The organism is Streptomyces sp. adm13(2018) (assembly GCF_008042145.1).
In the GTDB taxonomy this organism is placed as follows: Bacteria; Actinomycetota; Actinomycetes; order Streptomycetales; family Streptomycetaceae; genus Streptomyces.
This window is the reverse complement of sequence record NZ_RDBH01000119.1, coordinates 1-13,376: the sequence shown is the minus strand read 5'-3', so window position 1 is coordinate 13,376 and position 13,376 is coordinate 1. Positions and strand designations below refer to the sequence as shown.

Here is a 13,376-nt window from a genome sequence, read left to right as displayed (position 1 = left end):
GGGGTGAGTGGGTGGGCGACTTGGGTGTCGGGCTCAGGCTTGCGGGCGCACCGGGCAGACCCGGGAACCGTAGGTCACCGGGCAGGCCCGGGAACCGTGGGCACGGCCCAGGCCGTCTCCTTGGGCAACCTCGATGGCGGGGCAGTCGGCGAACGCGTTGAAGCTTTCGCTCAAGTGCGATGAAGCGCGTGGCAGTTGATGTCCATCGGGTGGCGCCGGTGTCATGGAGGGGGYAGGGGAGGTGGTGCGGGATGAGAGACGAGGAAGGTGATCCCGGGGACCGGGGCGACGATGGTCCGCGAGGGAGTGGTTCGGGAATCGAGGACCGCTTCTGGTTGTGGCTGCTCGTGTTGATCGTGGTGGTTCTCTTCTTGATCGGGCTCACGCGCGGGGACAGCGGGGGAGGACTCCCGGACGGGTATACCGGCTGGCACTAGAGTCGAGAGCCCGTGCTCTATATGGGCGTCACCGAGCGAGGGGAGGGCGCTCTTGCTGCGCAGTAAGGAGCCGGCGGCCCACGGCCCAGCACTGACAGCGGACCCCGGACCCGACGCCGACGAGTGGCGCCGAAGGCTTCACCGCCGAGCCGTGACGGGATGACTCCTGTCCTGAACTCGCCCCGTTCCGGGTCCGGCTGTGGCGGTTCGTGCGGCGACTGTACGGTGCCTGAGACCGTGATGCTCGACGTCAGGTCGTCTCGAATCCGGAGACCTCGACGGCCGGCTCCGGGATAGTGGGCCCCCATGGATGAGGTCGAAGTCGTCGTAGCCCATTCCGAACGCGCCACCCTGCGCGTCGGCGACGTGTTTCTCAAGGTGGACTCCGATCAGGCGCGTATCGACGCCGAGGTCGAGGCGATGTCCCTCGCGCCGGTCCCGACCCCGGAGATCCTGTGGCGCAGGCCGCCCGTGCTCGCGATTGCCGCGGTCCCGGGGGCGCCGCTCGGGCGCCTCGGTGGGGCGTCGACCGGCTCGTCGTCGGCGTGGGCCGCGGCCGGCGCTGCCATCCGCAGACTCCACGACGCGCCGCTTCCGCCCCGCCCCGGCGGGGCCGGCCGGAGCGTCGTGGCCCTCACGGCGGAACTCGACGACGAGTGCGAGCGGCTCGTGGCGGACGGCCTGCTGCCGGCCGACCTGGTGCACCGAAACCGCCAGGTGGCTCAGGCCGCACTCCGGCCGTGGACTCAGGTGTTCACGCACGGAGACCTCCAGATCGCGCACGTCTTCCTCGAAGGCGACGAGGTGACGGGCATCATCGACTGGTCCGAGGCCGGCCAGGGCGATGCCCTGTATGACCTGGCCACCTTCACCCTGGGACATGAGGAACGCCTGAACGACGTCCTGTCCGGCTACGGCTGCGGCACGGCCACCGCGACCGGCACGGGAACCGCAACTGGTGCTGGTATCGCCCCCGACTCCACCCTCGACGTGATCCGAGGCTGGTGGTCATTGCGCAGCCTGATGGCAGTGCGCTGGCTGAGCGAGCACGGCTTCGATCCCTTCGCACCGGGCTGCGAGGTAGACGTACTGAGATCTCGGATGTGAGCGCCCGAGGGAACCGTCGTCCGCGAGAACGGCGGCCGACGGCCGATGCGGCAGCGGCACGGCGCGCGGCCTCCGTTCGAAGATCGTGAAGCGTGGACACACACATGCACAGCCATACGCCGAGGGCTTTTTGCGGAAGGACCTTCTGGCGGCGGGAGCCGGGGTCGCCCTCGCGGCACCGCTGCTCGTCCAGACGTGATCACAGGCCGCGGAGCTCTCCAGTACAGGAATGCAGACCGCCAACGCGCCCGCCGCCGTCACCCCGACCGTCTGGGGTCTGACCCACGTCCTCCTTGGCGGTCACCACGAACTGGAGGCAGCCGCCACGGCCGGCCGGCCCGTACGGCTCCTCTCGCTCCTGACGATGGGGGGGGAGCCTGGCCGGCACGGAGGACCGCGCACGGTTGCCCGAACTGCGCACCCGGCCGCGTTCGACCCGGGTGATCGGATAGCCGACGGATCGGGAGAACCGGTGCCTGCGATGGCCGGGTGCCGGGTGGCCGTCTGAGGTATGCGTCAGCGAAGGGGTGCGGGGTGGGTTACGAAGCGGGCGAGGCTCTCGACAGAACCGTGGGGGAGACTGGACACCGCTGAGTCCGGCAAGCTCGTGATCACGTCGCGCAGCCGTCCCCGGAGGTCCGGGAACAGCGACCAGGCCGATTCCGGGGCGTCCACTGCGGCCAGCAGCAGGTCACCCTCGTAGAAGTACGCGTCGAGCATCGGCTCGTCCAGCAGCAGACGCACGGTGAGCGGAAGTACGTGGGGGAGCGCCACCTGCTGGGTGACGAGAGTGCGGAGGGCCGCCGGCCCGAGCGCATGGAGAGGAACCTGCCGCAGCTCATGCACCGTGCGCACCAACGCAGTCGTGTGCACCCCGGGAGGCGGCCAGGCGGGCGGATCAAGCTGGTCGAGCGTGCGGTCGAGGTGCAGCAGACGGTCCATAATTATCATTGTTGCCGGGCCGCGAAGGCATAGTGCTGGAGTTTGTCGGCGAGCTGCGGGGTGCACTGGAATCGCGTAGCGCGGACTGCATCCGGATCCCGACCGTCAGCGGAAGTGCAGACGAGGGCCCGCCTCATTCCCCCCAATAGGCGGGCCCTCGTCATGCGGCGCGGCTGATCCGCGGGTGGCGAGCGCTGACCGGCGGCGGGTCCTACGCGGGACGGCGTACGAGCAGCCGCGAGCGCGTACGACATCACGAGAAGGGTCCGACCGCCGGGCACGGGAACGCATACGTCGGCCGTAGAGGAGGAAGCCGACGGCCTTCACGGCTTGGGGAACGAGCATGGCTCTGCAGGAGAGGGCGAGGACGGCGCCCGCGCAGGTGCTCACCAGATACGCGAAGGGCGTGGCGGGATCAGCACGTCAGCCGGTTCCGGTCCGCTGGGGGGATGGGCGCCGGTGCCGGCCGGGCCCCCTTCGCCGCCCAGGAAGCTGCGCTACGTACCGGTGAACGGGGGCGTCGACGCCGTCTTCCGTCCGGTTGGCCAGGTTCACGGTGACCCCGTCGGCGAAAGCCAACGCCGCCGCTATGTCCACGTCGTCGGTGGGGTGAACGCGCGGCGCCGTTCCGGCCTTCGCCCGCAGTTCTATCAAGACCGAGCTGCCCTCAGGTGAGGTCGAAGGTGATGTTCCCCGAGCCGTCCCAGTCCGGTGCCTCCGTGAGTACGAGTGTTCCATCCCCTGCCTCGACGACTCGCACCATGATCCCGCCGCGGTCCTCACCGGGAAACGCAAGGGAGAAGTGGGGGTCCATTTCCATAAGGAAGTACCAGCCCTCGCGCTGGACTGTGTCAAGGCCGTTGGCATGCCGCCCGGTTGCCTGCCACTGGCCGACCGCTCCGACAGTGACGGTGATGTCGATGTCGTACTCCCCAAGGCACGTCGCGTGATTGGCCCACCATTCGAGGCGGGCCTGACCCGTGAATCGATCCATGAACACACTATGCACGGCACCCAGACCGGACGGGCGAGCCTGTGCGGCGGCCGGTCGCCGTGGGGCAGGCTATGAGCCGGAGTCGCAGGGGCAGGCCCTCGCCTCAACCGGCCGCGCCGCCCTCCGCGCACTCCGGGACTTCGAATCCGAACCCTTGCCGCGCCCTGGTGTCTTCGATTCAAAGGCCTGAGGGTGCTTCAGGTGTCAGAGACAAGGGGGGCGTCGCAGAGCGCGGAGAGAGAACGCCGGCGTGCTGGGCTGTGGCGCTCTGAGAGGATCAAGGTGTGGCACATGCGACTATGAAGATCAACGCTCTCATCGTCGATGCCAACGATCCCGAGCGTCTTGCTGCCTTCTGAGCCGAGTTGTTCGGTCGGCCCGCAGTGTGTCGCATGAGCCCTACGTGTGGCTGCAGCGCGAGCATGGCCTTGGCCTTGGCTTTCAGCGGACCAGTGCGTCCAAGCATGGCAAGAACCGGATGCACTGCGGCGCCGCCTCACCCGTGACAGCCCGGCTCGGGGCTACCGGGAGTCGCGTCTGCGGCGGCGTGCGCGTTCGAACTCTTCGACGTCCTTGATCCACGGGCCGTGCCGGTCGAGAGCGGCGTAGCCGCCGGCGGCGAAGGCGCTTACCAGGGTCCGGTACTCGCTCATCCCGTCGACAAGGCGGTACTCGACCCCGTACTCCGGCTCCGCTCCGCCCCTGCCCTTGCGCAGCGTCGTGATGCGAGCGATGGAGTCGGCGTAGAAGTGGACCTGGATCCCTTCGCCCATCGCTTCGTCCTCGATGGTGAACACGTCGTTGTTCGGACGCGACCGTTCGGCGACGAACTCCCAGAACGCCGCAGAGGCGGTCCGGCCGCTGCCCTGGCGCCACTTCTGCTCGGCGTCCTTGTCATCCGTGAAGATCAGAGCCGTCTTCCGGCCACGCCCGTCGGTGCCGGAATCGACATCCTCCTCGTCGGCGTCCACGGGGGCCTTCCTGGAGCGGGCGGCGGCCTCGCTGCACATCAGGAAGCAGACGGTCCGTACCGCGTCGTCGACGAGCTCGGGGTGCGCGCGGCGTAGGGCAGCCTTGACCGCCGACTCCATACGCGCCCAGTCGCCCTTGTCCGTCGCGTGCTTGCCCCGCCTCGGATCCCGTCCGATGTTCATCCCGGCGGACGCCTGCTCCGCGGTGGCGATCACAAGCGTGACCTCGGCGAGGAGCGCGGGGTCGACCGCGTCGGGATTGCGCCGGGGGATCGTCGAACCGTGCAGGTACTGGCCCGTGTACCTCAGGATCGCGGCGTCCAGCGGGGCGAGTACCGTGCCGCGCGCGGCCCGACGGCTGTTCGCGTGATGCTCCTGCGCACGCCTCTCGTTCGGCGTCTCCGTCGCCGTCCGCATCGCCCTGTACACGTGGCCGCCCTTGAGGAGACCGATGTCGGCGCCGTGGGCGATCAGCCGACTCCTGTCCCACGCGATGCGCCGGAAGAGCGCGTCGACGTCCGCGGGCGTCCCGTGGAGGACGGGATCCAGGAGGGCGACGGCAGCGCTCTCGTCGAGGGGCCCCTGGGTCCCCGCCGCACGGCACAGGGGAAGAACTGCGGCCCACAGCAGCAGGTGCCGGGGCAGGTCCTCCTGGATCACCGCGAGGTGGGCTTCGGTGACGGGGACGGTGAAGGTGCGGGGCTCGTGGTTCGCGTCGGCGCCGGCGCCGAGCATCAGCTTCAGCCCGTCGTCCTCGCTGATCACCGTCGGGATCCAGCCGCTCGCACGGGTGAAGACGATGTCTCTCATCGGTTCGGACTCGTCCTTCCCCCGGACGACGGCGGGTTGCCCCGACCGGCGACAGCGCGATGCGGCTGCTGGTGCGGCTGCTGGTGCTGCGGCAGTTCCGTGCCGCGTCCCCTCATGACCATCGTGCGCATTCGGCGTCCAGACGCGGGTCGGTGCGCACCCAGACCTCGCCGTCGGCGGCCCCGGCCGGAGCGTCCACCCGCTGGAGGCCGAGGAAACCGATCAGGTGCAGCAGGGCCGCGCGCTCGGCCCGATCGTCCCCGGCGTCGTGCGAGTCGAAGAAGACGTAGTACTGGTCGCTGGGGTCCACGTAGCCCGAATCCGACCAGATCCGTCCGACCTCCTCCATCGCCGTGGCTTCGGTCGTCATGGCGGCGGCGCGGGCGGCGCCGCGCGCCTCCGGAGACGCGTCGAGGTCCGAGAGGTCGGAGAACCACTGGCCGAAGCGGTCGAGGCCGCCGAAGCCGTTCTCGAAGAACAGCATCGCGCTCGGAAGGTAGCGATTGGGCCGGTCGATCCGGAGATACTCCGTCCGCTGCTGGTTCGCCTCCTCGATGCGGCAGACCACGCCTTGCTCGGGCATGAGTACCAGACGCTGCCCCGACTGCTCGTCGGTGACGGTGCAGGTGTCCGATGCCCGACCACGGAAGTACTCGGAGAACGCCACATAGGCCTCCTGGGGGTCCCCCACGGAAACCTGCTGGTCGTTGCCGTCGCCGGACGCGAAGACGAACTGCTTCGGTCCGGGCATGTAGGGGCGGGCCATACGCGTCGTCCTTCGCTTACGTGTTTGAGCGCGGCCAGCCTAGCCGAGACGAGTGTCGGCCCCAGCGGTTGTTCTAGGTCGGGATCCGTCCTAGTTCCGTCCTACCGTTGTCGCATCGCGAGGGACCGTACGAGAGGACGAGACCGATGAGGCACACCGCACCCGAGGGCTACACCAGCGTCGCGCCGTGGGTGGTCACCGACGACACCGGCGCGTTGCTCGACTTCATCACCGCCGCGTTCGACGGGCAGGAGATCGCGCGGGTCCCGGTCGAGGACGGCACCATCGGCCACGGCGAGATCCGCGTCGGCGACACGGTGGTGCTGGCCTTCGACCGCCGGCCCGACTGGCCGGTCATGCCCTCGTTGCTGCGGGTCTACGTCCCCGACGCGGACGCCGCCATGGCGGCTGCCGTCGCGCACGGCGCCCAGGTGGTCACCGAGGTCGCCGACAGCGCGTGGGGGGATCGCGGTGGGCGGGTACGGGATCCGTTCGGCAACATCTGGTGGGTGGTGAGCCGGGTCGAGGAGGTCGATCCGGACCGGGCCTGGGAGCGGATGTACGAGCCGAAGTACGCGGAGTCGATGCGCATGGCGCAGGAGACGCTGGACGTCGCACTGAGCGGCAGGGACTCCGGGGTGGCGAGTGCGCCGCGCCGTCCCGGCCAGTGAGTGCGTCGCTGCCCGGCCAGTGAGTGGGCCTCGCCGCCCCCGTCAGTGAGTGGGCTGCGCCGTCCCGGCCGATGAGGGATGCGGGGCGTGTTGGTGGGTTCGGGCATCCGAAAGTCAAAGCGATGCATCCGAATGGGTTCTCTGCGGATGGCGACGCATCCGTGTTCGAGGGTCGTGCGGAAACGCCAGTCAAGTCACGACCCTGGAGGAAAGAGATGCACATCCTCATCGGTTTGATCCTCGTCGCCGTGCTGTGCGGAGCGTTTGTCCTGGGGGCCAGCATCCGCGAGAACGAATCCGCGCCACCGGAGCCGCAGTCCCATCCGGTGCGACCCGCCACCAATCGACCCCCGGGAGAGGTGGCGGAGTACCGGCGTCCCGTCGAGGTACCCCGCACCGACAAGGCCCACCGACTTCGCCCCTATCAGTTGAGGGGCAGCACCGAGGCCGCGCAGCGCCCCGGGGACGAATAGCCGGTCCGGCGGTCCGTACGTCCCCTACGTCAGGAAGGTCAGGCGGTCCGTACGACGATGGGGTCGATGGGGCGACGTCGAGGAAGCTTGACGGAAGAGCGATCCGTGGTCGCTTTCGCTTTCCGAGGTGCTGTCGGTGCTGTCGGCGCTGACATTCCTGATCTCGACCGGCCGGTTCCGGGCCCGTGAAACTGTCACGCGATCCCGGACCGGCCCCGCCTTCACGAATAGACCGTTCGGGATTCATTTGTCGCCGCCGAATTCGGATGAGCTGGGATTCCGGCTTCCGTCGAGCTATAGATACATGCCACGTGGACGGGGAAGCTCATCTCGTCCCGATCGACATTCCGGAGGCTCCCATGCCCGACATGAACGGTTCCTACAGCCCGGGCACCCCGTGCTGGATCGATCTGATGGTCCCCGACCAGCAGGCGGCCATCGACTTCTACAGCGACCTCTTCGGTTGGCAGGGCGAGATCGGCCCGGCGGAGCAGGGCGGATACTCCGTCTGCACGCTCAAGGGCAAGCCGGTCGCCGGGATCATGAAGGCCATGAACCAGGACGGGACCGTTCCCGACCCGCTGCCGCCGACCGTGTGGACCACCTACCTGTCCACAGATGACATCAGCGCCGCGATCGGCGCCGTCACCGGCGCCCACGGCACGGTCATGATGGGGCCGATGGACGTCATGGACCTCGGCAAGATGGCTCTCGTCGCCGACCCGACCGGCGCCGTGGTCGGTCTGTGGGAGCCCGGCACCTTCCCCGGTGCGGGCATCGTCAACGAACACGGTGCTCTGATCTGGAACGAACTGACCACGAGCGACATCCCGGCGGCGTCCGCGTTCTACTCCGCGGTCCTCCCGGTGACCACGGCGCGCTCCGAGATGCCCGGCGCCGAGGGCTACGTCGAGTTCAAGGTCGGCGACCGAGCGGTGGGCGGGATGATGGACATGACCCAGCTGCCGCCCGGGGTGCCCCCGCACTGGCAGCCGTACTTCCACGTGGACAGCGTCGACGACATCCAGGCCGCCGCCGTTCGGGCGGGCGGCAGCGTCCTGGCCCCGGCGTTCGACATGGCGGCGGGCCGCATGGCGGTGCTCGCGGACCCGCAAGGCGGCGCGTTCTCGGTGATCACCGCGACCAGCCCGGAACAGACGTCCTGACGGTTTCCGCGATACCCCGGCGAACTCGCGCGCAATGACGGGCCGGATCGAGCCGCTGATGCCGGCCGATCCGGTTCGCGGTCGGCGATGGGCCGACCGTCGGCGAATCCTGGAAGCCACCGTGCGGAAGTGCCAGGCGGCACCTTCCATCGCGGCACCCCTGATCTGGGCCCGGACGTAGGGGCGTCGGTCGGGCCGCACATTCTGGGAAGCACGTCCTCAGTCCACCCCGGCCGCGCCTAGCGAGCCGTCCCGGCGGGGCTGACCTCCATCGCCGGCCGAGGGGGACTGGAAGACAAATGGGAAATTTTGCGTCAAACTTTCTAAAAGAAAGGTTTCCCCTGCTCTCGTGAGGGGCCCCCATGATCGACGTGCCGTCCTGGTTGTGGGTGGCGTTCGCCGTCACCGTCGTCGTGTCGCTGGCCGTGGATCTGCTGGCGCACCGGGAGGCGCATGTCATCGGCTTCAAGGAGGCCGCGGCCTGGAGTGCGGTCTGGGTGGGGCTCGCCCTTGTCTTCGGTGCCGTCGTCTTCCTCGTCCTGGGGACGGCGCCGGGCGTGGAGTACACGACCGCCTGGCTGCTCGAGAAGAGCCTGTCCGTCGACAACCTCTTCGTCTTCGCGCTGATCTTCGCCTACTTCAAGGTGCCGCGCGCCTACCAGCACCGCGTGCTGTTCTTCGGCGTCATGGGCGCGCTGGTGTTCCGGGGCATCTTCCTGGCGGCCGGAGTCGCGGTCGTCAGCAGGTTCACGGCGGTGCTGTTCGCCTTCGCGGCCGTGCTCTTCTACAGCACCTACAAGATCCTCAAGGGTGAGGACGACGAGTTCGATCCGGGCAAGAGCGTCGCGGTGCGGCTGCTCCGCAAGATCGTGCCCGTCCGGGACGAGTACTCCGGGATGAAGTTCTTCGTCCGGGAGGCCGGGAAGCGGGTGGCCACGCCGCTGCTCGCGGTGGTCGCGGCGATCGAGGCGGCGGACCTGGTCTTCGCCGTGGACAGCGTGCCGGCCGTCCTGGCGGTCAGCGACGACGCCTTCATCGTCTACACCAGCAACGCGTTCGCCATTCTCGGCCTGCGGGCCCTGTACTTCCTCTTGTCGGGCCTGCTCGACCGCTTCCACTACCTGAGCAAAGGCCTCGCGCTGATCCTCTCCTTCATCGGCGTGAAACTGATCCTCCAGGCCTCCCACAAGATGTTCAGCAGCAGCATTCCGGAGATCCCGTCACCGGTCAGCCTGGCGGTCATCGCCGCGATCCTGGCGGTGTCCGTCGTGCTGAGCATCCGGTATCCGCGCCCGCCGGCCGAACCCGCGGAGGGCGGGGGAGACGACTCCCCGGGCGGGGCGGGTGAGCGCGCGCCGACGCGGACGGAGGGGGAACGGGACGCGGGAGACCCGCCACAGTCCGGCTGACCTGCGGCTCTCCAAGGCCCGTTCCAGTGGCCTGCGATCGGAACCCCATCCGCTTAAAATCTTCACCATTTTCGGGCAAATTATCCTATTCTGTACATATGAGCAGAGACGAGCGTGCGCCGACACCGCGGGCCGGACATGTCTGCCCCGCCTGCCACGAGCCCGTGACCGCGCAGATCACGAGGCACAAGACGATGGGAGTCTTCATTCCCCAGTGGAAGTCGGGCCCGTGCCACAACCCGACCTGCATGAAGTGCGTGCCCGACGGGCAGCCCCCGGCAGCCGACAGAGAGAAGCGGTAACGGGAGCGGCGCTCGGCCGTCCCGGATGTCGTACCCCCTGACTACCCTGACCGCCATGTCTCTTTCTGTAGATCAACTGGCTGGGTACGTGGAGCGGGGTCTGGACGACGACCTGGCGCGCTGGTTCCCGGACGCGCCGCCGGTCGAGGTGCCTGCCTCGACCCGTCCGGTCGAGCCGTTCCTCAGCAGGCTCCCGGAGCACGCGGCGACGGCGCTGGCCGCCTTCGACCGCAAGGTGCGCTCGGGAAGCATGAGGCAGTGCCTCGACGTCTTCGACTGGTCCTACGCCTTCGACTTCGCGGCCAACGGCTGTTCCGTCCTGGACAGCGACTACACCACGGAACTCGGCGGCGAGGACGTGTGGTCCCTGGGTGCCGACGGCGGGGGCAGCCTGTACGTGCTCCGCACCGACGGCCGGGTCGCCGTCTGGTTCCACGAGGAGGAGGTCCTGGAGGAGGACACGGGCTTCGAGACCCTCGACGTGTTCGTGTGGTCCGCCGTGCGGTTCCGGGCCGTCCGCGCGGGCGTCCTCGAACTCGCCACCGTCGAGGCCGACTTCCGCTCCCTCGCCCAGCCGGGCGTCCTGGCGCCGGAGATCGGACTTCTGGCGTCGATGTCCTGACCCGAGCACGGCTCAGGATGTCCTGACCTCAGCGCGGCTCAGTGCTGTCCGGACCCGAGCGCGGGTCAGGGGAGGCAGACGGTGGCCGGCAACGGCCCCGGCGGGGCCGATGGGTCTGCTCCGTATCGGGGGAATCACAAGGACGGTTCGCTGTCCGCACCCCCTGCCGTGTCCCAGGCCTCGGCCGCGTGCCGGTTCCACTCCTCGGTTCGGTCGGGGCAGGCATCCGCCACCGCGCTCATCAGATCCTCTCGGACGCGCTGCGCGGCCGATCGGTCGCCGTCACGGAGGTGGGTGTCCATGAGAAGGAGGAGGGCGGAGAGCCACTTGTCGACGTAGAGCACACCAGAGGTGTCGGTCTTCGCAGGCTCGGCCCTGGCCGTGGCGCCCCACATGCCCGCCGCCGTGCGGAAGCCGTGTGCGGCCGCGCCGAGCCGGTCGTCCGACGTGAGCGTGCCCAGCAGGTATCCGGCGTCGGCGAGAAGATCGCGTACGGGGGTCCCACCGTGCTCCTGAGCCAGACCGTCGAGCAGGCCCACGCACCAGGCGACCTCCCTCCAGGCACGGGAGTTCCCGCCTTCGCGCTCCGCGCGCTCGATCGACCGGCCCAGCATCCAGCTCCGCTCGTCGAGGTACGTCTCGACGTCGGCCGCGGACGGCCTGCGGGCGGTCCGGATGCCCGGCAGACGTTCGACGATGAACTCGACGTAGGCCGAACGGGAGTCACCGCCTATCGCGCGCAGCACGGTTTCCGTCTGGTCCGTGCGGGTCGCCTCCGCGAACTCCCGCAGCGCGGCCTCGAACTGCTCCTCCGCGGCGGCGAGTCTCCCGAGGTGGACGAGGTTGATGCCGAGCGACCAGCGGGCCAGGCCGACGGCATCATGGAGTGGACGGCCCGACCGGACAAGCCGGAGGTAGGTGCGCGCCGCGATCTCTCCGGCCTCGACGGCACAGGTGAAGTCGCCCCAGTTCATGGCCGCCTGGCCCGTCCGGTAGGCGGCGAAGGCGAGGCGTCCCTCGTCCAGCACACCTCGCTGCGTGGCGGCCGCGACCTCGGCGAGGTTCTCCCGCTCGGCGTCGAGCAGCTGCCGCGTCCGGCCCTCGTCGTGCAGCAGGTTCGACAGCGCGAAACGCGTCCGCAGGCGCGCCTCCGCGTGCTCCGGATGGTCCGGTTCGTTCAGATGTGCCAGGGCTTCCGCGCACAGGCGGCGCGCCTGGTCGCGCTCACCGGAGCGGCGACGCAGGATGGCCACTTCCTGCAGCAGGGAGGCCGTTATCAGGGAGCCCGTCGGAGACGACGGGTAGTCGGCGTGCCGCGTCACTGCCAGGCCGTTCTCGTAGCATTCTTCGGCGCGCTGCGGCTGTCCGGTCTTGAGACGGCAGACCCCGGCCTTGCGGTGTCCTTCGGCCAGCTGAACGCCCCAGGCGGCCGTCCCCCGGCTCTGCACCAGTCGGGTCCAGATGGCCAGGGCCGCCTCGGCTGCTTCGAGGGCCGCTGCCGGGTCGCTGTCCCAGAGCATCGCGGCCGCGTGGTCACTGGCGCGCGCGAGCTCATGCAGTGGGTCACCGTGCCCTTCCGCGGCCGCGTCGCTCAGGTGGTTCTGAGCGGCGAGGGCGGTGGTGGTCGCGGCAGCATGGCCGTCGAGCCGCCCGTGAAGCTCGACGAGGCGCGACTCAGTCCGGCCCAGGGCGCCGAGCAGATCCGTCTCCCCGCGTTCGACGAGTCGGGCCAGGAGGTCGCGGGCCCGCTTCAGACAGCGCAGAGCGGCGGGGACGTCGTCCGCGTGGTGTTCCGCCAGCGCGGACCATGTCTGGGCCCGGGTGACGACGTCGAATGCCGGGATCGGACGCGGGTCGGAGAGCCGTTCCTCGACGTGGCGAAAGAGTTCCGCCGCCTCCTCCCTGCGGCCCAGGGCGTCGAGCAGCATGCCCTGGTTGGTGAGCGTCACCATTGTTCCAGCCGGGAGTCCCGCGGCCTGTGCGACCTCGTACGCCTGCCGCACCAGGTTCAACTGCCGGCCCGGGTCCTCTGCGTGGTGCGCGGCCGACATGAGCGCGGCGACTACCGCCTCCGCCGTGTCGCCCGAGTCCTCCGCGTCGGGCAACTGTCGTGCGGCGTCGTCGGCGCGTTCGGCGATCTGGGACGACTCCTCCCACTGGCCGTGGCGACGCAGGTGGTTGGCGAGCCGCGTCAGGACGTCCACCAGAGCGGTCGAGGGCTCGTCGCCCGTCGCCGCGACGCAGGCGCGGAACTTCTCGGTGGCCGCGGGCCCGTCGCCCAGCCGGTCCAGCACGGCCGCGGCGGACAGGAGGGCCTCCCGGGTCAGATCCGACCGCTCCGGGGTGGGGTCGCCGGGGGCCTCGACCAGCATGCGGTGTGCCTCGTTCAGCGCGTTGAGTTCCTGGAGCAGCCAGGACCTCATGGTGCCCACCCCACTGGGCCAGAACGCGAGGGTGCGCTCGTAGGGCCGCGCGATGAGCGTGCTCGCCTGGATCAGCAGAGTCCGTCCGCCCTTCCAGACGCCGCCTCCGGTCATCCGCCGGTCGCCCACCCGGAAGTCCACCGTCCCCGGCACGGGCCGTGGGGGAGGGGTGCAGGGCAGCGGCGCGCCGGTCTCGCTCTCGGCGATCTCCAGCAGTTCCGCGGCGAGTTCACGCAGCGACCGCGGTCGTTGCTCGGGCTCGAAGCGGAAGCACCTCACCAGC

11 protein-coding genes and 1 pseudogene are annotated in these 13,376 nt (G+C 69.5%); 7 read left to right on the top strand and 5 right to left on the bottom strand.

Annotation, left to right across the window (positions count from 1 at the left end; all coding sequences use genetic code 11):
- The first annotated feature begins 743 nt into the window (after positions 1-743).
- A complete protein-coding gene (locus EAO70_RS15440; protein ID WP_148003561.1) occupies positions 744-1,544 on the top strand; it encodes a phosphotransferase family protein in 801 nt (266 codons plus the stop codon).
- A 516-nt stretch (positions 1,545-2,060) separates the two neighbouring features.
- Here the strand turns inward: EAO70_RS15440 and EAO70_RS15430 are convergent.
- The 4 genes from EAO70_RS15430 to EAO70_RS15410 form a co-directional block, all read right to left on the bottom strand.
- Positions 2,061-2,486, bottom strand: a complete 426-nt coding sequence (locus EAO70_RS15430) for a contact-dependent growth inhibition system immunity protein (protein ID WP_148003560.1) — start codon at positions 2,484-2,486, stop codon at positions 2,061-2,063.
- Between the two features lie 667 nt (positions 2,487-3,153).
- A complete protein-coding gene (locus EAO70_RS15425) occupies positions 3,154-3,480 on the bottom strand; it encodes a hypothetical protein (RefSeq protein WP_148003559.1) in 327 nt (108 codons plus the stop codon).
- 521 nt (positions 3,481-4,001) lie between these two features.
- On the bottom strand, positions 4,002-5,261 hold the full coding sequence (locus tag EAO70_RS15415; protein WP_148003558.1) for a DUF6357 family protein: 1,260 nt from the start codon (positions 5,259-5,261) through the stop codon (positions 4,002-4,004).
- A gap of 112 nt (positions 5,262-5,373) precedes the next feature.
- Positions 5,374-6,027, bottom strand: a complete 654-nt coding sequence (locus tag EAO70_RS15410) for a hypothetical protein (protein WP_148003557.1) — start codon at positions 6,025-6,027, stop codon at positions 5,374-5,376.
- A 146-nt stretch (positions 6,028-6,173) separates the two neighbouring features.
- On the opposite strand from EAO70_RS15410, the gene EAO70_RS15405 reads away from it, so the two are divergent.
- From EAO70_RS15405 to EAO70_RS15380, 6 genes and pseudogenes are all read left to right on the top strand, one after another.
- Positions 6,174-6,698, top strand: coding sequence for a VOC family protein (locus EAO70_RS15405; RefSeq protein ID WP_148003556.1), 525 nt, complete (start codon positions 6,174-6,176; stop codon positions 6,696-6,698).
- Positions 6,699-6,913: 215 nt separating this feature from the next.
- Positions 6,914-7,171: a DUF6479 family protein gene (locus EAO70_RS15400; protein WP_148003555.1), complete on the top strand. Its 258-nt coding sequence runs from the start codon at positions 6,914-6,916 to the stop codon at positions 7,169-7,171.
- A gap of 368 nt (positions 7,172-7,539) precedes the next feature.
- Complete coding sequence (locus EAO70_RS15395; protein ID WP_148003554.1) at positions 7,540-8,337, top strand: VOC family protein; 798 nt, start codon at positions 7,540-7,542, stop codon at positions 8,335-8,337.
- Between the two features lie 34 nt (positions 8,338-8,371).
- A pseudogene (locus tag EAO70_RS40380) lies at positions 8,372-8,467 on the top strand (IS5/IS1182 family transposase); the annotation flags it as partial.
- A 232-nt stretch (positions 8,468-8,699) separates the two neighbouring features.
- Entirely contained in the window at positions 8,700-9,746 is a 1,047-nt protein-coding gene (locus tag EAO70_RS15390) for a TerC family protein (RefSeq protein ID WP_148003553.1), read from the top strand.
- A gap of 357 nt (positions 9,747-10,103) precedes the next feature.
- Positions 10,104-10,670: a hypothetical protein gene (locus tag EAO70_RS15380; RefSeq protein WP_148003551.1), complete on the top strand. Its 567-nt coding sequence runs from the start codon at positions 10,104-10,106 to the stop codon at positions 10,668-10,670.
- A gap of 134 nt (positions 10,671-10,804) precedes the next feature.
- On the opposite strand, the gene EAO70_RS37930 is transcribed toward EAO70_RS15380, so the two are convergent.
- Positions 10,805-13,376: hypothetical protein (locus tag EAO70_RS37930; protein WP_187283898.1), on the bottom strand; the 2,572-nt coding region annotated here is incomplete at its 5' end.

Bases quoted from the DNA above. Each gene is read 5' to 3' on its own strand.
- EAO70_RS15410 (WP_148003557.1), bottom strand. From the start codon at position 6,027: ATGGCCCGCCCCTACATGCCCGGACCGAAGCAGTTCGTCTTCGCGTCC.
- EAO70_RS15400 (WP_148003555.1), top strand. From the start codon at position 6,914: ATGCACATCCTCATCGGTTTGATCCTCGTCGCCGTGCTGTGCGGAGCG.
- EAO70_RS15415 (WP_148003558.1), bottom strand. From the start codon at position 5,261: ATGAGAGACATCGTCTTCACCCGTGCGAGCGGCTGGATCCCGACGGTG.
- EAO70_RS15395 (WP_148003554.1), top strand. From the start codon at position 7,540: ATGAACGGTTCCTACAGCCCGGGCACCCCGTGCTGGATCGATCTGATG.
- EAO70_RS15430 (WP_148003560.1), bottom strand. From the start codon at position 2,486: ATGGACCGTCTGCTGCACCTCGACCGCACGCTCGACCAGCTTGATCCG.
- EAO70_RS15380 (WP_148003551.1), top strand. From the start codon at position 10,104: ATGTCTCTTTCTGTAGATCAACTGGCTGGGTACGTGGAGCGGGGTCTG.
- EAO70_RS15390 (WP_148003553.1), top strand. From the start codon at position 8,700: ATGATCGACGTGCCGTCCTGGTTGTGGGTGGCGTTCGCCGTCACCGTC.
- EAO70_RS15440 (WP_148003561.1), top strand. From the start codon at position 744: ATGGATGAGGTCGAAGTCGTCGTAGCCCATTCCGAACGCGCCACCCTG.
- EAO70_RS15425 (WP_148003559.1), bottom strand. From the start codon at position 3,480: ATGGATCGATTCACGGGTCAGGCCCGCCTCGAATGGTGGGCCAATCAC.
- EAO70_RS15405 (WP_148003556.1), top strand. From the start codon at position 6,174: ATGAGGCACACCGCACCCGAGGGCTACACCAGCGTCGCGCCGTGGGTG.